Below are 21039 nucleotides of genomic sequence, written 5' to 3'. Positions count from 1 at the left end.
CCCGCGCCTCAGGATGCCATCGCGCGGCCGAAAAACCCGGTCGGCCTGAAAACGATGAACAGGAACAGCACGACGAAGGTGACCGCCTCGCTCCACTGGGAACCCAGGAACATGAGCGACAGATTCTCGGCAATGCCCAACAACAGCCCGGCAAAGGCCGCGCCGCGCAGACTGCCCACCCCGCCGACGATGGTCGCCGCCAGGCTGATCAGCATGACATGGTGGGTGATGGACGGATTCATCCCGGAACTCGCTGCGGTCAGGATCGCCGCAGGCATGACCAGAACGGAACCAATCACGAAGGCGATCGTCGACAGCATGCGTGGACTCATGCCGTACACCCTGATGAGCTCCGGACTCTCGGAGAGTGCCCGCAACCCCATGCCCAGGTGCGTCTTCGTGAAGAAAAAATGCAGGGCCAGGAAAAATACCAGCGCGCAGACGATGGCAATGCCCGACAGCGGCGACACATACAGATCGGGCGCGGCCTGCACGCTCATCGCCAGGGGTGTGGACACGGAAACGAAGCTGCGGCCGAAGATCATGCCAACCAGGTTTTCCACGATGATGCCGATCCCGAGGGATGCGACGAAGATCGTGAAGAACGAACCCTCGTGGCGCTGGATCGGCGCGTACACACAGCGATCCATGAAGACACCAAAGAGGACGGTCGCCAGAGATGCCGCTGCGATGGACAAGACCGGCTGCACGGATAAGACGGAGTACAACTCGTAGAAGATGTAGGCACCAATGGTGAAGGTCGCCCCATGCGCGAAATGGAAGATCCGCGTCGAGCCGAAAATGAGGGAGAAACCGACGGCGATCAAGGCATACAGCGCACCAACCTGGATGCCGTTGATCAGAAGCTGCAGGAACAGCATGGCCGGCCCCCCTGACGTCGGGTCAGCGGCTGCCCGTGGAGGATTCCTTCACGACCTTCACGACCTTGCTCGGCCCTCCGGTGATCTCATTGATCTGCATGGGACTCACTACCGTGCCGTTCTGGTTGAAATGCACGTTGCCACCCACCAGCTTGAAGGTCCCCTGCGCTTGCCGTTGTGCCAGAAGGTTTGCTCCGGTGATCGCCTGACCCTTGGCCTGCAGCTCATGGGCCAGCAGACCAAACAGCAGGACCGAGTTGTAGTAGTTCGCCACGTAGGCGGTCGGCATCTTGTTGTATTTGGCCTTGTAGTCATCCACGAACCGCTTGGTGACAGGATCGGTGGACGCCCAATCGATATTCTGGGTCGTGTAGAGCGCGCCTTTAGCCTCTGGCAACGCATTGATTTCGGGAATCGAGAAAGCCGAGTAGCTGACGATCTGCTGGCTCACGCCATTGTCACGCAACTGTTTGACGATCTGCGACTGCTGGGCTCCATAAGACGCCACATAGATGACATCAGGCCGCGCCGCGCGAACCTGGGCAGCCACCCCGCTGAAAGACTGTGAAGACGCAGGAACGGAGAAGGAATTGACCAACTGGCCGCCGACTTTTGGCAGCGTAGCGTCCAATTCCTGCTTGACCCCCGCACCCAGCGGATCGTCCACATAGACCAGGACGAAGCGCTTCAGGTGACGCTCCTGGACCAAGTACGGCAGCACTGCGTGGACCTCGTCATTGGCCAGCGGAATGATGTTCCAGAAATAGGGCCCCAGGTCGGCCAGATCAGGCCCCACGCCGCCGCCGTTGATGGCGACCGTCTTCGTGCGCGTGGCGATGGTGGAGATGGCCTTGGACACGCCCGTGAACGCCGACAGCACGTAGGGAACCTTGTCCACGTTCACCAATTTGTTCATGCCAATGACACCCCGCTGCGGCAGGGCTTGGCTGTCTTCGTATTTGATCTTCAGGGTACCGTCGACCAGCTTGTCAGCGTTGACGTGATCCGCCGCCAGATTGGCGCCCGTGCCGAAAATCTCGCCATAGGCCGCGTTCGGGCCGCTGAGCGGGAACAGCGCACCGATCGCAACTTCGGCCGCCAGGACGGGTGCAGAGGCGAGGGCCAGGGCAAACAGACTGGCCGACAACAGACGCTTTGATTTCACGTTCATCTCCTTGAGCCATCGATGCCCGATCCACGCAGCAGCGCGTCCGGCATAACGGTAATTGCCGACAAGTTTCAGCCATGAACGCGCCGCCCACAATTTCCTTTTTGCGAACAGCCTGTTAGCGAAGCTTTAATGCAGGAAAACCCGCATTCTTCCAGGAGCCCGGTTCGGCGCAGCGGCGGCGCCGAACCGGTCCTCTGTTATTTCTGCGCCCTGACCTTGGCCACCTGGTCGGCAGTCACCTGCTTGCCCTGGTTGCCCCACGAGGTCCGCTCGTGATTGACGATGTCGGCCACGTCAGCGTCCTTCAGCGTCGCCCCGAAGGCCGGCATGGGACTGGCGTAGGTGACCCCCATCACGGGTTCCCCCTGCAGGCCATTCAGCACGACGTGGATGTGCTTGGTCGCATCCGCATCCAGCACCACAGGATTGCCCTTGAGCGGCGGGAAGGCACCCGGCAATCCGGCGCCAGTCGCCTGGTGGCAGGCAGTGCAATTGGCCGCATACAGCGACTCGCCGCGCTTGGCATCGAACACATAAGGCCCCGCCGGAGCGGCCGGCACAGCGGCCGCTGGTGCCGCAACAGGCTGCGCAGGCGCTTTTTCAATCGGCGGCTTCTCAGCCGACGCGCCACCCGGTGCCTGAACGTTCAGAATCCCCACGGCGCCCAACGACATGTGCGCCATCGAATGGTCCACGAAAGCATAATGGCCGGCGTCCGGCACCACCAGATCGAACACCGCACCCGCACCCGGTCCCACTGTGTAGGTGGAGACGCCGCTCTGGGCGTGCGCCGGATCACCATCGGGGTAGACCTTGTCGAAAATCGCGCCGATCACGTGGAACGAACTCCACAGGCTGGGACCCGCGTTGACCATGTACAGGCGCACGCGCTTGCCCGGTTCGGCCAACAGCGGATGATCACGATACTGGAACGCCGCGCCGTTGAAGACCACCTCATCCGGCTGTTCCTTGGTCATCTTGCCGAAGTCGGGCCCCATCACGTTGCCCGAGATCTGCTGGGTGTACCACTCGCCCTGCACCAACACATAACTTTTGTCGGCGGGCGGCAGTGGTTCGGCTGGATCCACGATGATGGCGCCATACATGCCGTTGGCCATGTGCAGCAACACGGGCGGCGTACCGCAGTGATAGACGAACGCGCCGGGAATCTTTGCCACGAAGGAGAACTTGATGGTCTCACCCGGTTTGATATCCACGAAATGCAGGTTGGGCGGCGTCATTGCGGCGTGGAAATCGATGGAGTGGTGCATGGTGCCGTGATTGGTGAACACCACATTCACGGTCTGCCCTTGGCGCACGTGGATCACCGGCCCGGGAACCGTATCCCCGAAGGTCCAGGCCTGGTAGTGCACACCGCTGGCGATTTCCACCGAATGGTCGGTGGCATCGATGTGGATCGTGGCCTCGGGGCCTTCCTGGACCGGTGGCAGCGTGGCATCCCGCGCTTTTGCGATCGGCTTGTTCGAAGCCAGCGACAACGGCGAGACGGCGGCGGCGGCCGCAGAGGGCGAAGGCGCCTGCACATTCATGCTGCTATGCAGGCCCGCAATCAGGAAAAACAGTAACAGCGCGATTCCAAAAAGCACGGGGCCCTGGATGCGCCAGGACACAGGCTGCGCACCCGTCGCTGGATCCGGGTTCCACTCGGATACGCAGCGCCAGCCACGCCAGCGCCGTTCGATATGGTAGTCCAGGCTATAGGGGCTGGAACCGAAGCGGTAATTGATGACGATGAGGGCAATGAAGATCAGCACATAGCCGATGCCGATGCCCATGTTGCTGGCACCGACGGCATACGGGCCGCCAAAGCCCTCGGCCGTGCTCCACACCAGCAGGCTGAACAGCGCCCCCGCCACATACACGGTCTTGCGCGCGAATCCCAACACCAGCGCCAGTGCCAGAGCGGTCTCGATGATCCGTGTCAGCCAGATGAACAGCCCCGCATTGGGCGTGACAATCGCAATCCAGTTGTTGAACCAGAAAGCCGACCAGGCCGGCTGCCCCTGGGCCGCATTGTGCAGATAGCCGACGTAGTGCGCAGCAAACTGGTCGGTCCATGTAAAGGCGGCATTGATGACCCAGATAATGCCGAAGGCCACCCGCAAGGCCGAGCTGGCCATGGCTGGCCAGGCGTGTGGAGTCTGTCCGTTATTCTGTCTGTCTGACATGCGATCTCATCCCGCAATAAGGCGCCCCGTCAGCGTCCACCCCGAGTGGGTCTCTGCCAACCAGTCGTTCTGACCTGGTTGGCGGCGCTGACCTGGCAATTGGAAGCTGCAATGTATAGATCTTTTTTGAACCCGAGTGTTAACAAAGCAACACTCTTTGGGACGGAAAAATTATCCTATGTCAAAGAATGGCCATCAACCCCTGTTACGAAAGCAACGACCCATGAGGGGCCGCAGGCCGAGCCAGGAAAACGCTAAGGTTCGGCTAAGTCTGTCCCGGTATCTTTTGCGCTGCGTGAATACCCACGTCATTGCGGAGAAATTTCATGATGGACACCCTCGCCAAGCGCCGCCCTGGCCCTACGGCCTCAGCGGCACCCGCCTGCGGCGATCAATACCAATCCGCCGTCATATTCATGCACTGGCTCACGCTGCTCCTGCTGATTGCGGTCTATGCCTTCATCGAACTGAAGGGCTTCTTTCCCAAGAACAGCCCGACGCGCGACGCCATGCAGGCCTGGCACGAACTCACGGGCATCACCGTCTTTGGCGTCGTACTGGCCCGCCTGCTGCTGCGGCGCCTCTACAACCAGACCCCGACAATCGTGCCGGAACCACCGCACTGGCAGTACGCCATGGCCAAGACCATGCACGTCACGCTCTACGCCTTCCTGGTCATCACGCCCATTCTGGGCTGGCTCACCCTGAGCGCAAAAGGCGAGCTGGACCTGCCTCTGGGCCTGCACCTGATGCCGCTCATTTCGCCAGACAAGGCGCTCGGGCGAAATCTGCAGGAGATTCATGAGACCATAGGCAATATCGGCTACTACCTGATCGGCCTGCATGCCCTGGCGGCGCTGTTCCACCATTACTGGGTGCGCGACAATACCCTGCGGCGCATGCTGCCCTCCAGATGGTCCATGTGACAAAGAAAGCCCATGCGCGTATTGCTGGTCGAAGACGATCCCATGATCGGGGCTGCCGTGCAGGCCGCCCTGAAGGACGCGTCCTACGCCACCGACTGGGTACGCGACGGCCTGAGCGCGCTGACCACAGTCCGTACGCAGCACTACGACCTGATACTGCTTGATCTGGGTTTGCCGGGACGGGACGGCCTTGAAGTCCTGACCAGCATCCGTGCCACCGGTGACCCGGTGCCGCTGCTCATCCTCACCGCGCGTGACGCGCTTGATGCGCGTCTGCAGGGGTTGGACGGCGGGGCGGACGACTACCTGTTGAAACCCTTCGACATGGCCGAGCTGCTGGCCCGGATGCGAGCCGTCCTGCGCCGCAAAGGCGGCACCGGGTCACCGGCACTGACCAACGGCATGGTGACGCTGGACCCGGTGACCAAGATGGCCAGCGTACCGGATCGAGAGTCCGCCGCATTGTCCGCACGCGAGTTTTCGCTGCTGCAGGCGCTGTTGATCCGCCCCGGAGCCATCCTGTCACGCCGCGAACTCGAAGACCGCATCTACGGCTGGGGCGAAGAGGTCGAAAGCAACGCTGTGGAGTTCCTGATCCATGGTCTTCGACGCAAGCTGGGCACTGATGTCATCCGCAACGTCAGGGGACTGGGATGGATGGTCTCAAAACCCACCTGAGCGCGCTCGCCTCGCGCGGCCGGGGTTCGATTCAGCTGCGGCTTTCGCTGGTGCTGTCGCTAGCGATCCTGGTCATGGCTGCGGCCGCAGGCACAGTGGCGTTCTTCTCGGCCCGACATGAGGCCCACAAGCTGCAGGACAGCATTCTCTACCAGATCGCGGGGGTGCTGCGCCAACAGCCAATCACAGGAGTCCGTGTGCTGCATCTGCGCGACCGGGATGACGACACCCAGGTGCTGGTATGGCCGCTGCAGCCGGATCAGCCAAACCTGCACGTCCCCAAGGACGATGACGACGCGCTGACGCTGCCAAACGACCTGCAGGCCGGCCAGCACACGCTCGTGGTGGGCCGGGAAACATACCGCATCGTGGTACCAAAAACCAATGGCGGGCAACGTATCGCCGTTGCGCAGGAAACCCACTTCCGGGACAAGATCGCAACCACCAGCGCATTCCGGACCGTCATGCCCTTCCTGTCCTTCGTTCCCATCCTGGTGATCATCGTCATATTCCTCGTGCGCAGCATGTTCCGCCCGATCGCAGCGCTCTCGGCCAGTATCGACCATCGGGACGACCAGGACCTGCGACCTATCGGGGACCATCAGCTTCCCACGGAAGTGCGCCCGTTTGCCCGCGCCATTGACCGGCTGCTGGGGCGTGTGGGCCAGTCCATGGAGGCTCAGCGCCGCTTCGTGGCAGATGCGGCCCATGAACTGCGCTCCCCCATGACCGCACTGTCGCTGCAGGCGGAGCGTTTCACCCAGACCGACATGACCCCCGAGGCACACGCGAGGCTGGCCGAGCTGCGGGCCGGAATCGAACGGGTCCGCAAGCTGCTCAACCAGCTTCTGGCGCTGGCCCGTGCACAATCACCAGCCACCCACGCCCCCACCCTGGTCTCCGTCCAGGAGACCTTCCGGCGCGCGCTGGAAGACCTGATGCCCCTGGCGGAGGCGCGGCACATCGATATTGGCCTGGAAGGGACCCAGGACACACAGATCCGGGTCAACGAACTGGAGCTCATCACACTGGTGAAGAACCTCCTGGACAACGCCATCCGCTACACCCCCGAAGGCGGGAGCGTGAATCTGGCCGTCACACAGGATGCGAAATCGGTCACGCTGCACGTCTCCGACACCGGCCCCGGCATCGCGCCAGCCGAGCGCGAGCGCGTGTTCGACCCTTTCTATCGTATTCTGGGCAGCGGCCAGACAGGCTCCGGGCTGGGTCTGGCGATCGTCCGAACCATCGTCCACCGCCTGGGCGCGGACATGACGCTGGATTTCACCGACCCCGCTCACCAGCACGGTCTGCACGTCTCGGTGCGCTTCCCTGCGCAGGCTACGGGCAGCGGCCAGACGGAACCGCTCAGGGATTTTCCAGGTTGAACTCACGTGACTGTTCGTCGTACCCGAACAGTTCCCCATAGCGGCCCCAGGAAATGATGGCCCGCATGGTCTCCTCCGCCCGCTCTTCAGACATGGTGTCTTCCAGCTCGGCCGAAAACCGGACGAAAGGCGCCCGGTGACTGGGGCGTTCTTCGAGCACACGCCCGATCAACGCGGCCAGCGGCACATGGGCCAGCAGCTGCTGGCCGAACAGCCGCTTGCGGGCATCCACATCGGAATCCGCAAAGCGCCGTCCGTCGTCGGTCAGATGAACGTCGCCTTGGTCCATGGTGGCAAAACGCAGCAACTGCAGCGTCTCCATAGCTGGAAACAGCTCGTCGGCCTCCATCTGCAGGCGCGCCGCCAGATCAGGGAGATCCGCCCGCCCTTCGTACGGAGCCGCCGTCAGAGTCTCCATCATGCCCGCCAGGCGGTTGGTCGAAACGCTGGTCAGCGGCATGCCGATGCCGGTGGCCGCCGGTATGCCGGCCAGTCGCCGGCCCAGGTGCTCGTCAGGCACGGTCTGTGTCATCAGGCCGTAGATATCGTCCACCAATTGCCGGAACTGAGGACTGAGCCGATTGCGAGGGCGCGGCAGATCCACGCGGATCTCGGTGGCGACGCGTCCCGGGTTGGCCGAAAACACCAGCAGCCGGTCGCACATCAGGACCGCTTCCTCGATGTTGTGCGTCACCATCAGGATGGACTGGATCGGAAGCTTGCCCGACATCCAGAGCTGCACGATATCGGTACGCAGCGTCTCGGCCGTCAACACATCCAGCGCCGAGAACGGCTCATCCATCAGCATCAACCGAGGATGCACCACCAGCGCCCGGGCAAACCCCACACGCTGACGCATTCCCCCCGACAGTTCCTTGGGGTAGGCACTCTCGAAACCATCCAGCCCGATCAGGTCGATAGCCTCCAGCGCCCGACGCCGCCCCTCGTCCTTGGGCACACCCAAAGCTTCCAGCCCAATTTCCACGTTCGCCAGCACAGTCAGCCAGGGGAACAGAGCAAAGCTCTGGAACACCATGGACAGCCCCTTGCAGGGCCCAGAAACCCGCTCTCCGCACCAGTGGACCGTACCGCCCGTGGGTACGAGCAGGCCGGAAATGATGCGCAACAGCGTGGATTTTCCAGAACCCGAGCGCCCGAGCAGACCCACGATCTCGCCGGCGTCGACATTCATGGAAACGTCGTCGAGGACCACCAGATCGGCCTTGTCGCTCTTGTGGTAGATCTGGCGCACGCCAGCCAGGCGCACCAGGGATATCGGGGTGGCTGCGGCCTGCAGCGGCGATTCAGTCATCATCGCGTGGCTCCTAATCCAGACGAAGCTGGCGGTGGGCGAAATGGTACAACGGATGCCAAACCGCGCGGTTCAGCAAGGTCACCAACGCCGTCATCACGACGATCCCCAGCACGACGCGGGGAAAATCTCCCGATGAAGTCGCATCCGCAATGTAGGCACCCAGGCCATGGGCACGCAACGTGGTGTCGCCCCAGCTTGCAACTTCGGCCACGATGGACGCGTTCCAGGAGCCGCCACTGGCCGTGATGGCACCCGTCACATAGTAGGGAAGAATGCCGGGCAGAATCACCTTGCGCCACCAATTCCAGCCGCCGACGTGGAAATTCGCCGCGGCTTCCTTCAGATCCCCAGGAAATGCGCTGGCGCCAGCGATGACATTGAACAGAATGTACCACTGGGTGCCTAGCACCATCAGGGGCGAGAGCCAGATGTCCGCCGTCAGGTGAAAATGCACGATGACCACGACCGCGAACGGAAACACCAGATTGGCCGGGAACGCCGCCAGGAATTGCGCCAGCGGCTGGACGCGCTCGGCCACCCTGGGGCGCAGCCCCACCCAGACCCCGACCGGCACCCAGACCACGGTCGCCAGAATCGTCAGGACCACCACCCGAAGCAATGTGATGAGTCCCAGCGCGAGCACCTTGCTGAATTCCGACCAGTTGGCGCCTGTCGCGATAAACGCAACGATATGCCAAATCATGACCATGGAAACGATCGCCACGGCGGCCTGCCAAATCCTCCCCATCCATAGACCGCCGCTTTCGAGGCGCCCCCGGATCAACGGCCGGGGCGCTGCCGCGGCACGATGGCGCAGCAGGCCACTAAAAAATTCCCCGATGGGCGCGAGTCCCGCAGGCAACAGCCTGGACCGGCGGATCAATACCAGCAGCCAGGAGTGACCTCCTGGATCGGTTTCCGTCAGCTCCACGCGGAACTTTCGGCTCCAGTCTACCAGCGGACGAAACAGCAACTGGTCGTACAGCAGGATGACGGCCAGCATGGCCCCCACGGCCCACGCAATGGCATGCAGATCCTGGCGCGCGATGGCCAGTGCCACATAAGAACCGATCCCCGGCAACGTGATCGTCGTGTTCCCGACCGAAATGGCTTCGGATGCGACCACGAAGAACCAGCCGCCAGACATGGACATCATCGTGTTCCAGACCAGACCGGGCATCGAGAACGGGACCTCCAGCCGCCAGAACCGCTGCCAGGGGGATAGATTGAAGCTGCGGGAAACCTCCAGCAAATCAGCCGGCACAGTCTTCAGCGACTGGTAGAAGCTGAAGGTCATGTTCCACGCCTGGCTGGTGAAAATCGCGAAGATGGCCGCAAGCTCCGCGCCCATCACACGCCCGGGGAACAGGGCCATGAAACCCACCACCGTGAAGGAGATGAATCCAAGAATGGGCACCGACTGCAGGATGTCCAGCAGTGGAATCAGGACCTGCTCGGCACGGCGGTTCTTCGCAGCCAGCGAACCATAGCCGAACGTGAACAACAGAGACACCACCATGGCAGCCAGCATGCGCAAGGTCGTGCGCAACGCATATTCTGGCAAATTGGCGGGATCGAGGGAGACTGGATGCTGCTGCAGCGTGACCAGCGGTGCGAAGGCTTCACGGCCGCCCTTATAGACCAGGATGAGCCCGGTCAGGATGAGCGCAAAGGCGAAAACGTCCCAAAGATTCGGGGCATACCGGCGGGGACTCCCCACTTCCATTGCGGGGTGGTGAACAACCATGCACGACAACCTGAATCAAGGGTGAATCGGACAGCCAACCAGCCGAAATCGGCAAGCCGTGCGGTTAATGTGCCAGGCGCACGAAACTCATGACCTTGGCGGGCGGCAGATTTCCCCAGACGAACTGTCTACCGCACTGTGCAAAACTGTCTGAAACATCTGGGGGCTGGCCATGCAGCGCATAGGTGAACTGCACCAGGACGCCACCCGGACGAACCAGGTTGCACCACTGATCCAGGATCGCGACCACGTCATCGGCAGCCAGCGAACGCAGCGGCAGGCTGGATACGACGGCATCGACCGGCACACCCATGGGCAACAGGCTCTCCAGAGCGGTTGCATCCCCCTGTAACACGGGAACGGTCGGAAAACGTTTGCGCAAGTGATGTACGAAGGATGGCGAGCGCTCGACCACACGCAGCCTGTCCGGTGAAACGCCCTTTTCGAGCAGCGCCTGTGTCACCGCGCCCGTACCAGCACCCAGTTCCACCACCAGTCCGTCGCCCTGGACAGGAATGCGTTCCGCCATGCTGCGCGCCAATCGATGGGAACTGGGACAGATGGCACCCACAATACCGGGCTGTGCCAGCCATTCGCGCAGAAACAGGCCGGGCGATGCCGTACCGACCACGCGCTTCAGCCCCCGGATCCCGGTCAGAGAATAGGCCCGCAACCCTTCGAGCAACTGGATGGTATCCACCCCCGTCATCTTCAGCATGAAGAATCTCCGTCTAAGCCTTTTTTATGAGACAGCGTTGTGACTTGGCAAATCGTGCGCAAGCTGCAGGACCGGTACCACCTGCCTTGACGCCCGACGGCAACGATTTTAGTGCGGTGATGTGAAAAACGGCACCACTTTTTCCGAAACTGTTCGTGGCCGCGCAGTATAATGAACCATGCTGCTCAGCAACCTTCCCATAGTGACACCCCCTGTCACATCCACCAAATCGGTGGATCTGCAACGCATCCTGCGCGCAGTCGCCAGTTCGACCGCTATCGAAACCGGCCAACCCAGTCGCGAAATCGAACAGACACTGCGGTCGGAAACGCTGTTTCGGTCGCTCGAACTCGCAACCCCAGTCCCATCGGCCTAGCAGCAAACGGGCCGGCTGGTTCCTGCAAAGGCCCACGCCCATACAGTCGCGTTACGGCAACACCTGCGCAACACACGCACACATGGGCGTGTAGTTTCCGGTCATTCCTGCCTGGATCGCAAGAATATATCGGGCACGGTTCATCTCCCAGGCTCCATAGTCCAATGGGCCCATACCGGCCTGTGAAGCCATCACGTCTGCCAGCAATCTGGAGATTCTTCCATTGCCCTCCCGAAACGGATGAATCAGGATGAATTCCACATGTGTCCTGGCAACGGCGAAGATCAGGTCCTGGCGATCCATCCCGTGACAAGGTGTGTGGCGAAACAATACGTCGCGCTCGAAAACCCGCAGCAGATCAGGAATACGGTCGGCAGCGGCAAAAGGAAACCCATCCTTGCTCATATTTACAGAACGCTCATGACCGGCCCAGTCATACAGATTTCCCAGCCAGCGTCGATGCCAGTCACGGATCAAACGAACGGTCAGCGGGCCCGTAGGCAAATGATCCCGCAAGACGAACAGATAAAGCTTATGCAGCAATTCGAGCTCGGCAGCATCCATGTCGCGGCGATTAACGATGGCGAGTCGGTTTCTCAGGACTTCACCATCTGAGCCTGGCTGAGTGCTGTCCTGCTGTCGGCTGACCTCATATCGGCTCATCATCCGGGCTCCTTCGTCGACCATACATGTTTATGCCCATTGTCCTCAATCCGGGTGAGAAGGAAAATGGGGTATGACGACACTTCTACAGACGCTGCCCGAGCAGCCGCTGGCCGTGGTGGGCGATATTCACGGCGAGAGCCAGGCACTTGACGACCTTCTTGGTCATCTGGAACGACAACCTGGCGCCGACAAACGTCTGCTGGTGTTCATCGGCGACCTTTGTGACCGGGGTCCAGACAGCGTCGGAGTCATCAATCGTGTCCAGGCACTGGTGAATCAGGGTCGCGCGTTGGCTATCCTGGGAAACCACGAAATCAATCTGCTGGCCAACGACGCCAAAGACGGATCAGGCTGGTTCTTCGACAGCCGAGAACAGTCCGATGCACGCTACTACGCCCCATTTGAGCGCGCCAGTGCCACCCAGCGGCCCGCAATACGGGAGTTCCTCTGCAGCCTGCCACTCGCCATCCAGATGCCGGGCCTGCGCATCGTCCACGCAGCCTGGGATCCTCCCTCCATCGCGGCCATCGCCGAAGCGCCTGCTGGCAGCATCCTGGAAACCATCCACGACTGTCAGCAGCACGTTGTGCGCGAGGCCCAGAAAGACAACCTCCATGCACGCTACCGAGCCGAAATGGACCGCTGGGCCAGCCAGCTGGAGAACCGCAATGATCCTCCTCCCTATCTGGACGCTGTTGCCGACTACGAAGCCCTGGAGCACCGTGTCAACCCCATCAAGCGCCTCACATCAGGCATCGAGGCGCGCAGCCCGCACCCCTTCTTTTCAGGTAACCGATGGCGATATTCGGATAGGACAGCCTGGTGGCTGGACGACCCGGACCCGACGCCTGTTCTGATCGGACACTATTGGCGGCTGTTTCAGCCCCCACCCAGCCTGAACAGTTGGCGCTACAGCATGCTTTTCAAAGGCGTCGCACCAACCGAATGGCATGGCCGCCATCATCAGGCCTTCTGTCTGGACTATTCGGTTGGTGCTCGCTGGCGGGACCGCAAAGACCACGACGGCTCAGCCATGCCCACCCATTTTCGGCTGGCGGCCATGAACTGGCCCGAGCGCTCGTTGCTCTTCGACAATGGCGAACAGTGCGAGACAATCATGCCGGCAGCCTGTTGATAACGTCAATGAGAGCCATGTGTGGGTTTCCTGTCGGTAAGTTGTTCATAAACCCGACCCTTTTTAGGATCAGCGATTTCATCCCCAATCCGTCCCCTGCTGATCCACAAAACTGAACACAGATAAAATTTACATAACTAATTGATTAAAAAAGGTTTTTGGCGTTATGCCACTTATCCACAGACACCCATTAGTCTTATCAGTTTGATATAAGACATAGAAGTAAAACCTGAAGGCTCATCAACTCCACCCCCGGTCTTCCAGACCGATTCGGGCGATGGTTGACAGTCTTTTGAGCTGTGGGTGTTGGTCATTTCAAGGTCTGCAGCTTCTCGACTGCTCTGTCCAGCGTGGAGTCCTGCTTTGCAAAGCAAAGGCGGAGCAAATTGTGATTTGATGCGGCAGCATTCGCATCGTCGTAAAACGCCGAGACGGGAATGGTTGTTACCCCAACATCCAGCGTGAGGCGGACGGCAAGATCTTTTTCCGGACCAGTGCCTAGCGCAGACGTGTCAACCAGCAGAAAAAAGGTCCCTGCGGAGTGCATTGGTTTCAGGCATGTAGTGGCCAGCCCTTTGAGAAGGCGGTCGCGTTTCTTCTGATAAAACGCTGACAGGGTTGAGATCACGTTTGAGTGTTGAAGGTAATTGGCAATGCCGACTTGCATGGGAGTGTTCACTGAGAACACGAGAAACTGATGAACCCGGCGAATTTCCTGCATGATCGATTCTGGTGCGCAGCAATAGCCGATCTTCCAGCCCGTCGCGTGAAACGTTTTGCCGAATGAAGAGATGAGCACACTGTGTTCAACCAGTGCTTCCCGCCGAATGGCGCTACGCTGTTCCTCTTCGTCGAACACGATGTGCTCATAGGCTTCGTCCGACAACACGACGATCTGTGGATGTCGGTCGATCAGGTGCTCCAGCTCGTCCAGGTCGCTGTCCTTCAGGATCAGTCCGGTCGGGTTGTGCGGAAAATTGAGAATGATCATTCGCGTGCGGTCTGTTGCCGCAGCGTGAATGGCGTCCCAGTCAACAGCGAATTCCAGCCGATCCGCTGTCGGCGGCAGCATTGGCACGCGGACATTCCGGCCACCCGAGAGGATGACGGCTGGTGCATAGAGGTCGTAGGCTGGGTCGATGAGAATGACCTCATCGCCTTGCTTGACCAGAGCCTGGATACTGGCCATGAGCGCTTCAGTTGCGCCGGCAGTTACCGTAATTTCGGTTGTTGGATCATAGTGTCGGCCGTGCTGGGCCTGGACCTTGTTGGCGATGGCTTCCAACAGAATCGGCATTCCAGCCATTGGGGCGTATTGGTTGTGACCTGCGAGCATTGCATCGGTGACTGCCTGCAGAAGGTTTGCGTCGGGTTGGTAGTCGGGAAAGCCCTGTCCGAGGTTGATGGCGTGCTGTTGCTTTGCCAAGGCGCTCATTTCGGTGAAGATGGTGATGCCTACGTTTGGGAGCTTCGATTGCAGGTTCATGTTTAAATGTGTTGTTTATTGGTTGAATTGGAAGATTGGATGGTGATTCTGTCTGCATTCTGCTGCAGAGGCGGATACAATTTCGCATAGGGGTAAACTATGATTTGACTTTTGTCTACCCATGGTTATGCTCCCTGATGCAATGCAATTCAAGCGGTACGCACGTTTCGCATCGGTTGGCCCGGTGGCTGTTTCGCCTGGCGTGATCTGTATCGTTTCAGCGTTCTTGATTCATTGTTTTTTCTCATTCATTTAGGACGTTTCAGATCATGGCTCAAACGGGCAAAGTTAAATGGTTCAACGCTGAGAAGGGTTTTGGTTTCATTACCCCCGACGCAGGCGGCTCGGATGTGTTCGCACACTTTTCCGCCATCGAAGGTCGCGGTTACCGCAGCCTGAACGAAGGCCAAGCCGTTCAGTACGAAGTCAAGGACGGCCCGAAGGGCCCGCAAGCTGCCGAGATCCGTCCGCTGTAAGCGTTACGGTACTTGGATTGAAAGGCACCCTTTTGGGTGCCTTTCTTATTGGGCAGCTTGAAGGTTTTACGCTGGTTTTACCTATGTTGTCCACAGTGTTATCCCCTGCTTGAGGTTTTTGGATTATTCAGGTTTGTCGAAGCGCTGTTACTGTGGGTTTGGTCACGATTTCTGCTTAATCTTTTCGTGTCGCAAACGGGTTGAGCATCATTGCGGCTTCGCGGGTAGGCGGGTGCTGGATGCTGACGAAGGGAGAGCGGGGGAATTCGTCGACGGACGACGACCGCAGGGAGAACGGCCGGCGACGCCCGATCGGACGAGGCAGATCCAGGGAGCCCGAAGGGCCACCCGCCGTAGCGAAGCCGCAATGATGCTCAACCCGTTCTCGTGGGATATCGGCAGATCGTTAGATTCTTTTCAGATAAATTTAGTGGGGTCTGGATTGGGGTGGTACGCCGTTGTTGCTTCGGCCATCGTTTATGTTTCACGTGGAACAATTAGTCTGACCTGACCAACGTGGCTGTCGCAATAGTGTTCCACGTGAAACATCCTTATCCTTGGTTGCTAGAGGGGTGGGAAGTATAATCACCCGACATTTCTGATTGAATTCCATGATCTATCCCGAAGAATTTGACGTTCTAGTTATTGGCGGCGGCCATGCTGGGACCGAGGCCGCGTTGGCCGCTGCGCGCATGGGGGCATCCACCCTGCTTTTGACTCACAACATGGATACCTTGGGTCAGATGTCCTGCAATCCCTCCATCGGAGGTATTGGCAAGGGACATCTGGTCAAGGAAGTCGATGCTCTGGGCGGCGCGATGGCGTGGGCGACGGATTTGGCGGGCATTCAATTCAGGATTCTGAATCAGTCTAAGGGCCCTGCTGTCCGCGCTACCCGAGCCCAGGCCGATCGGTCGCTTTATCGGCGGGCTATCCGGATGATCCTGCAGGCAGAGAAAAATCTGACCATCTTTCAGCAGGCTGTCGTGGACCTGGTGCTGGAAGGTGACCGCGTGGTTGGTGCGAAAACGCAGATCGGGCTGGATTTTCGTGCGCGAGCCGTTGTTCTGACCGCCGGGACTTTTCTGAACGGGCTGGTGCATATAGGATTGGAGCATTATGCGGCTGGCCGTGCCGGGGATCCGCCTGCAACCAGCTTGGGACAGCGATTGAAGGAGCTCAAGCTCCCTCAAGGCCGACTGAAAACCGGGACGCCGCCGCGCATCGATGCGAAGACGATTGACTTTAGTAAGACGGAGATTCAGCCAGGCGACTCGAATCCCGTGCCGGTGTTCTCCTTCCTGGGCTCGTCGGATATGCATCCCGCCCAAGTCCCTTGCTGGATTACGCATACGACAGAGCGATCGCATGAAATCGTGCGCTCGGGGCTGGATCGTTCCCCGATGTATAGCGATCGCGGAACCATCGAAGGGGTGGGGCCCAGGTATTGCCCGTCTATTGAAGACAAAATTCACCGCTTCGCGGACAAGAAGAGCCATCAGGTATTTTTGGAGCCAGAAGGGGCTTCCTCGTGCGAAATCTACCCCAACGGGATTTCAACCAGTTTGCCGTTTGATATTCAGTACAAGCTGGTCCGGAGTCTTCCAGGTCTGGAGAATGCCCGCGTCATGCGGCCGGGCTACGCGGTCGAGTATGACTATTTCGATCCGCGCCATTTGCACCCCTGGTTCGAGACGCGGGACATCAAGGGCCTTTTCTTTGCAGGTCAGATCAACGGAACGACAGGTTACGAAGAGGCTGCGGCACAGGGGCTGTATGCTGGCGCCAATGCTGCGCTGCAGGTGATGAATCGGTCGCCCTGGGTGCTGCAGCGCAGTGATGCCTATCTGGGCGTGCTGGCCGATGATCTTGTTACTAAAGGTGTAACTGAACCTTACAGGATGTTTACATCGCGGGCTGAATATCGGCTGAGTCTGCGAGAAGACAACGCGGACTTGCGTCTGACGGAGATCGGGCGCGGGCTGGGGCTGGTGGACGACGCCCGTTGGGATACCTTTCGCCGAAAGCGCGATGCCGTGGCGGCGGAAATCGAGCGCCTGCGCAGTACACACGTCAGCCCTGCTGTGCTTGATGCGCAGACACAGGACGCTCTGTCTGTGCATCGGCTGGACCGGCATCCCAGTCTGCTGGATCTGCTCAAGCGGCCCGATGTGAACTATGCCGAATTGATGCAACTGAAGGACTCCAGTGGTGCGCCGCTGGCGGGCCCGGGGTTGCAGGACGCCGCACAGGCCGAGCAGGTGGACATCCGGATCAAATATGCCGGCTATGTGGACCGCCAGTCGTCCGAGATCGAACGCCAGCGCAAACAGGCTGAGCAGCCCATTCCCGCCGACTTCGACTACGAGCATGTCACGGGGCTGTCGATCGAAGTGCGCCAGCGCCTGAAGCTTTCGCGCCCCGAAACGGTAGGACAGGCCGGCCGAGTGTCCGGCGTGACGCCGGCCGCCATTTCCCTGCTGCTGGTGCATTTGAAGCGTCATCTGCAAGGGCGCAAGGCCGCATGAGTGGCCCAGCCGAAGAATTGCAGGAGCGTCTCGTACGCGCGTTGCGGACCCTGGATCTCGCTGACGAGGTGGAGAGGGCGCCGCTCATGCTCGGTTACCTGGCACAGCTTCAGCACTGGAATCGCGCCTACAACCTGACCGCCGTGCGGGATCCATCGCAGATGCTGGTGCAGCATGTTTTCGACAGCCTGGCAGTTGTGCCTGCCTTGCGTGCATATCGAAAGGGCAGCAGTACGGCGGTGGCGGACATTGGCTCCGGCGCCGGTTTGCCGGGTATCATCCTAGGCATTTGCGAGCCCGGTTGGACGATCACCTGCGTAGACACGGTAGGCAAGAAGGCCGCATTTGTCCGCCAGGTGGCCGGGGTGCTGGGCTTGGCCAACGTGAGATCCGTGCAGGCCCGGGTGGAATCACTCGAAAGCCTGCAGGCCGACATCGTGATTTCACGCGCGTTTGCCTCGCTGGCAGACTTCGTGCGGGTTGCCTCGCACCATTGCGGTCCGGGCGGGGTGATGTTGGCGATGAAAGGGCAGTTTCCGGATACCGAGCGTGCGGCGCTCGAATCGACAACGGATTGGTGCGTGCGGCGCAGTCTGTCGCTTCACGTTCCTGAAATGGAGGCACAACGCTGCCTGCTGGAACTCGGACCGAAGGAACCCAATGACTGATTCCACTTCCAAACCCGGTGCGCGCGTATTTTGCATCGCCAACCAGAAGGGCGGGGTGGGCAAGACCACGACCGCCATCAATCTGGCGGCGTCGCTGGCTCAGCATCGCAAGCGCGTGCTGCTGGTGGATCTGGACCCACAAGGCAACGCGACCATGGGTAGCGGCATCGACAAAAACAATGTCGCCGTGAACCTGTACCAGGTGCTGATCGGCGAATCCACGGTTGAACAGGCCACCGTCCGGTCTGAATCGGGCGGCTACGACGTCCTGCCGTCCAACCGGGAATTATCCGGGGCCGAAATCGACCTGGTCCAGATGGAAAATCGCGAGAGCCAGCTGAAGCAGGCGCTACACCAGGTCAGCAACCGCTACGACTTCATCCTCATCGATTGCCCACCGACGTTGTCGCTGCTCACGCTCAATGGCATGGCTGGCGCTCATGGGGTCATCATTCCCATGCAATGCGAGTACTTTGCGCTCGAGGGTCTGTCCGATCTGGTCAATACCATCAAGCGCATCTACCGCAACCTGAATCCCGACCTGGAACTGATCGGTCTGCTGCGCGTCATGTTCGACAGCCGCGTGACCCTGCAGCAGCAGGTGTCCGATCAGCTCGAGTCTCATTTTGGTGACAAGGTCTTCAAGGCGATCGTGCCCCGCAACGTTCGCCTGGCCGAGGCGCCCAGCCACGGCCTGCCGGGCGTGATTTACGATCGCTCTTCACGTGGCGCCAAGGCCTATCTGGCCTTTGGCGAGGAGCTCATCCGCCGGGTGGGCGCCAACCGGCGTGCCGCCGCATAGACAGGAGAACATCATGGCAACACGCAAGAAGGGTCTGGGCCGCGGTCTGGACGCCCTGCTGGGAGCCGACAGTGACGCGCTGGCCGCCGTCGGCAGCCGGCGGGTTGATGCGCCCAGCCAGCTTCCTGTCTCGGCCCTCTCCGCCGGTCGTTACCAGCCTCGTACGCACATGGACGAAACCGCGCTCAACGAGCTGGCGGACTCCATCCGCACCCAGGGCATCATGCAGCCCATCCTGGTGCGGCCGCTGCCTGATGCGGCACCTGGTCAGTACGAGATCATCGCGGGCGAACGCCGCTTCCGCGCGGCGCAACTCGCCGGCCTGGATCATGTGCCTGTTCTGGTCCGTGAGGTCGCTGACGAGAATGCGGCCGTCATGGCGCTGATTGAAAACATCCAGCGCGAAGACCTGAATCCACTGGAAGAAGCGCAGGGCGTACGCCGCCTGCTGGACGAATTCGGCCTGACACACGAACAGGCTGCGACGGCGATCGGCCGTTCGCGTTCCACGACGACCAACCTGCTGCGCCTGCTGAACCTGGCGGAGCCGGTACAGACCATGCTGCTGGCGGGCGATATCGACATGGGCCACGCGCGTGCGCTGCTGGCCACCGATGCGGCGCTGCAGATCATCCTCGCCAACGAAGTCGTTGCTCGCCGCCTGTCCGTGCGTGAAACCGAGAAACGAGTGGCCCGCGCCTTGCGGGAGCAGGACGAGGCGCTTGCCGCACCGACGGGTCGTGCCGCCCGTGCGGCAAAGAGTGCAGGCAATGGCGACCTGCTGCGCCTGGAAAAGGCGCTGTCCGACCACCTGGCGACCAAGGTCCGCATCCGGACGGGCGCCCGCAAAGGCGGCCAGCTCGTGATCGACTTCACGAGCTGGGACCACCTGGACGCGCTGCTGGAGCGCCAGGGTCTGGGCGATATTCTGGCCCGCCAGGATTCGGCGGCCTGATCGTTCGCGGGTTTGGGCCGGCGGGGCGCGCTGATTGGATGCCTGCGTGTCGTTGCTTCCACGAGGTAGCGCGTCTGCGTGAGGCGCGGAAGGACGGGCAACCGTGAGGCGCCGGTGGCTTCCGAAGGGAGGGCGGGGAATTCGTCTGCATCCGACCCTGCTCGGATGCAGACGCCCGCCTGGACGAGGAAGGACCGGGATGAGACCGGACACGGAAGGGTCCTGAGGACCCTTCCGTGCCTGTCGAATCGGAGTGGCCTGCAGGCCACGACGTGGGGCTGTTGCCCGACCAACGGGAGGGCCGCCGACCAGGGCGCCCGTCCTTCCGCGCCTCACGCAGACTGTCTTGCCCACCGATACCAGTCTGCTCGAGAGCCCCGCTCTGGTCCGGCGGCAGGCCCTCTCAACTTGACACCAAAAAATAACTTCCTCATAATTCGAGATTCGCTTTGGTGGGGTGCCCGAGTGGTTAAAGGGGGCAGACTGTAAATCTGTTGGCCTTGCGCCTACGTTGGTTCGAATCCAACCCCCACCACCAAGTGATCCCCTGGCTGAACAACGGGGGGCTGTCGCAGGGTACCGAATCGCGGGTGTAGCTCAATGGTAGAGCAGAAGCCTTCCAAGCTTATGACGAGGGTTCGATTCCCTTCACCCGCTCCAGCGGGCCGGGTTCGACAGCAATCGATTGAATACCGCCCATGTGGCTCAGTGGTAGAGCACTCCCTTGGTAAGGGAGAGGTCATGCGTTCGATCCGCATCATGGGCACCACAACTTTCAGCTACTAGCTCTCAATTCCCCCAGTCAGGAGTCAGCCATGGCAAAAGGCAAGTTTGAACGGACCAAACCGCACGTGAACGTGGGCACGATCGGACACGTTGACCACGGCAAGACGACGCTGACGGCGGCGATCACGACGGTGCTGGCACGCAAGAG

Annotated in this window: 19 protein-coding genes and 3 tRNA genes; 14 read left to right on the top strand and 8 right to left on the bottom strand. The window is 60.6% G+C overall.

Annotated elements, in window-relative coordinates; all coding sequences use genetic code 11:
- Nucleotides 1-8: 8 nt before the first annotated feature.
- The 3 genes from EPN31_RS06450 to EPN31_RS06440 all read right to left on the bottom strand — a co-directional run bounded on the left by EPN31_RS06450 (nucleotide 9) and on the right by EPN31_RS06440 (nucleotide 4241).
- The gene (locus EPN31_RS06450; protein WP_291770890.1) at nucleotides 9-881 is read right to left on the bottom strand and encodes a branched-chain amino acid ABC transporter permease; all 873 of its coding nucleotides are present in this window, start codon (nucleotides 879-881) and stop codon (nucleotides 9-11) included.
- A 22-nt stretch (nucleotides 882-903) separates the two neighbouring features.
- Nucleotides 904-2046: an ABC transporter substrate-binding protein gene (locus tag EPN31_RS06445; protein ID WP_291770888.1), complete on the bottom strand. Its 1143-nt coding sequence runs from the start codon at nucleotides 2044-2046 to the stop codon at nucleotides 904-906.
- A 203-nt stretch (nucleotides 2047-2249) separates the two neighbouring features.
- A complete protein-coding gene (locus tag EPN31_RS06440) occupies nucleotides 2250-4241 on the bottom strand; it encodes a multicopper oxidase domain-containing protein (protein WP_291770886.1) in 1992 nt (663 codons plus the stop codon).
- Nucleotides 4242-4567: 326 nt separating this feature from the next.
- Between EPN31_RS06440 and EPN31_RS06435 the strand changes: the two genes are divergently transcribed.
- The 3 genes from EPN31_RS06435 to EPN31_RS06425 are packed head-to-tail and all read left to right on the top strand — an operon-like array spanning nucleotide 4568 to nucleotide 7233.
- Complete coding sequence (locus EPN31_RS06435) at nucleotides 4568-5167, top strand: cytochrome b (protein ID WP_367188301.1); 600 nt, start codon at nucleotides 4568-4570, stop codon at nucleotides 5165-5167.
- A gap of 12 nt (nucleotides 5168-5179) precedes the next feature.
- Complete coding sequence (locus EPN31_RS06430; protein WP_291770883.1) at nucleotides 5180-5845, top strand: response regulator transcription factor; 666 nt, start codon at nucleotides 5180-5182, stop codon at nucleotides 5843-5845.
- Nucleotides 5821-7233: an ATP-binding protein gene (locus EPN31_RS06425; RefSeq protein ID WP_291770882.1), complete on the top strand. Its 1413-nt coding sequence runs from the start codon at nucleotides 5821-5823 to the stop codon at nucleotides 7231-7233. Before EPN31_RS06430 ends, EPN31_RS06425 begins: the two co-directional genes overlap by 25 nt.
- Here the strand turns inward: EPN31_RS06425 and EPN31_RS06420 are convergent.
- From EPN31_RS06420 to EPN31_RS06410, 3 genes are all read right to left on the bottom strand, one after another.
- Nucleotides 7214-8545 (bottom strand): AAA-associated domain-containing protein, encoded by a 1332-nt coding sequence (locus EPN31_RS06420; RefSeq protein WP_291770908.1) that lies wholly within the window; start codon nucleotides 8543-8545, stop codon nucleotides 7214-7216. The two genes, EPN31_RS06425 and EPN31_RS06420, sit on opposite strands and share 20 nt — an antisense overlap.
- A gap of 13 nt (nucleotides 8546-8558) precedes the next feature.
- Nucleotides 8559-10274 carry an ABC transporter permease subunit gene (locus EPN31_RS06415; RefSeq protein ID WP_291770906.1) on the bottom strand — a complete coding sequence of 572 codons (1716 nt, stop codon included), beginning with the start codon at nucleotides 10272-10274 and terminating at the stop codon, nucleotides 8559-8561.
- An 85-nt stretch (nucleotides 10275-10359) separates the two neighbouring features.
- Nucleotides 10360-11013, bottom strand: a complete 654-nt coding sequence (locus EPN31_RS06410; protein WP_291770880.1) for a methyltransferase domain-containing protein — start codon at nucleotides 11011-11013, stop codon at nucleotides 10360-10362.
- 178 nt (nucleotides 11014-11191) lie between these two features.
- On the opposite strand from EPN31_RS06410, the gene EPN31_RS06405 reads away from it, so the two are divergent.
- Nucleotides 11192-11389, top strand: a complete 198-nt coding sequence (locus EPN31_RS06405) for a hypothetical protein (RefSeq protein WP_291770878.1) — start codon at nucleotides 11192-11194, stop codon at nucleotides 11387-11389.
- A 51-nt stretch (nucleotides 11390-11440) separates the two neighbouring features.
- Here the strand turns inward: EPN31_RS06405 and EPN31_RS06400 are convergent, their stop codons facing one another.
- Entirely contained in the window at nucleotides 11441-12055 is a 615-nt protein-coding gene (locus tag EPN31_RS06400; protein ID WP_291770876.1) for a Fic family protein, read from the bottom strand.
- A gap of 70 nt (nucleotides 12056-12125) precedes the next feature.
- Here EPN31_RS06400 and EPN31_RS06395 point away from each other — a divergent pair, with 70 nt between their 5' ends.
- On the top strand, nucleotides 12126-13190 hold the full coding sequence (locus EPN31_RS06395) for a metallophosphoesterase (protein WP_291770874.1): 1065 nt from the start codon (nucleotides 12126-12128) through the stop codon (nucleotides 13188-13190).
- A 310-nt stretch (nucleotides 13191-13500) separates the two neighbouring features.
- On the opposite strand, the gene EPN31_RS06390 is transcribed toward EPN31_RS06395, so the two are convergent.
- Nucleotides 13501-14676 carry a methionine aminotransferase gene (locus EPN31_RS06390; RefSeq protein ID WP_291770871.1) on the bottom strand — a complete coding sequence of 392 codons (1176 nt, stop codon included), beginning with the start codon at nucleotides 14674-14676 and terminating at the stop codon, nucleotides 13501-13503.
- Nucleotides 14677-14945: 269 nt separating this feature from the next.
- Here EPN31_RS06390 and EPN31_RS06385 point away from each other — a divergent pair, with 269 nt between their 5' ends.
- The 9 genes from EPN31_RS06385 to EPN31_RS06345 all read left to right on the top strand — a co-directional run.
- Nucleotides 14946-15152: a cold-shock protein gene (locus EPN31_RS06385; protein WP_291770870.1), complete on the top strand. Its 207-nt coding sequence runs from the start codon at nucleotides 14946-14948 to the stop codon at nucleotides 15150-15152.
- 611 nt (nucleotides 15153-15763) lie between these two features.
- On the top strand, nucleotides 15764-17680 hold the full coding sequence (gene mnmG / locus EPN31_RS06380) for a tRNA uridine-5-carboxymethylaminomethyl(34) synthesis enzyme MnmG (protein ID WP_291770868.1): 1917 nt from the start codon (nucleotides 15764-15766) through the stop codon (nucleotides 17678-17680).
- The gene (rsmG, locus tag EPN31_RS06375; protein WP_291770866.1) at nucleotides 17677-18348 is read left to right on the top strand and encodes a 16S rRNA (guanine(527)-N(7))-methyltransferase RsmG; all 672 of its coding nucleotides are present in this window, start codon (nucleotides 17677-17679) and stop codon (nucleotides 18346-18348) included. Before mnmG ends, rsmG begins: the two co-directional genes overlap by 4 nt.
- Complete coding sequence (locus tag EPN31_RS06370; RefSeq protein ID WP_291770864.1) at nucleotides 18341-19150, top strand: ParA family protein; 810 nt, start codon at nucleotides 18341-18343, stop codon at nucleotides 19148-19150. The genes rsmG and EPN31_RS06370 overlap by 8 nt, the downstream gene beginning before the upstream one ends.
- Before the next feature lie 13 nt (nucleotides 19151-19163).
- Nucleotides 19164-20105, top strand: coding sequence for a ParB/RepB/Spo0J family partition protein (locus EPN31_RS06365; RefSeq protein ID WP_291770862.1), 942 nt, complete (start codon nucleotides 19164-19166; stop codon nucleotides 20103-20105).
- 451 nt (nucleotides 20106-20556) lie between these two features.
- Nucleotides 20557-20643: transfer RNA gene (locus tag EPN31_RS06360), tRNA-Tyr, on the top strand.
- 48 nt (nucleotides 20644-20691) lie between these two features.
- Nucleotides 20692-20765, top strand: a tRNA-Gly gene (locus EPN31_RS06355).
- A gap of 34 nt (nucleotides 20766-20799) precedes the next feature.
- Nucleotides 20800-20874, top strand: a tRNA-Thr gene (locus EPN31_RS06350).
- A gap of 46 nt (nucleotides 20875-20920) precedes the next feature.
- Nucleotides 20921-21039: GTP-binding protein (locus EPN31_RS06345; protein ID WP_291768640.1), on the top strand; the 119-nt coding region annotated here is incomplete at its 3' end.

It is taken from the genome of Castellaniella sp., assembly GCF_004321985.1.
Lineage (GTDB): Bacteria > Pseudomonadota > Gammaproteobacteria > Burkholderiales > Burkholderiaceae_B > Castellaniella.
This window is presented reverse-complemented; position numbering and strand designations above follow the sequence as displayed.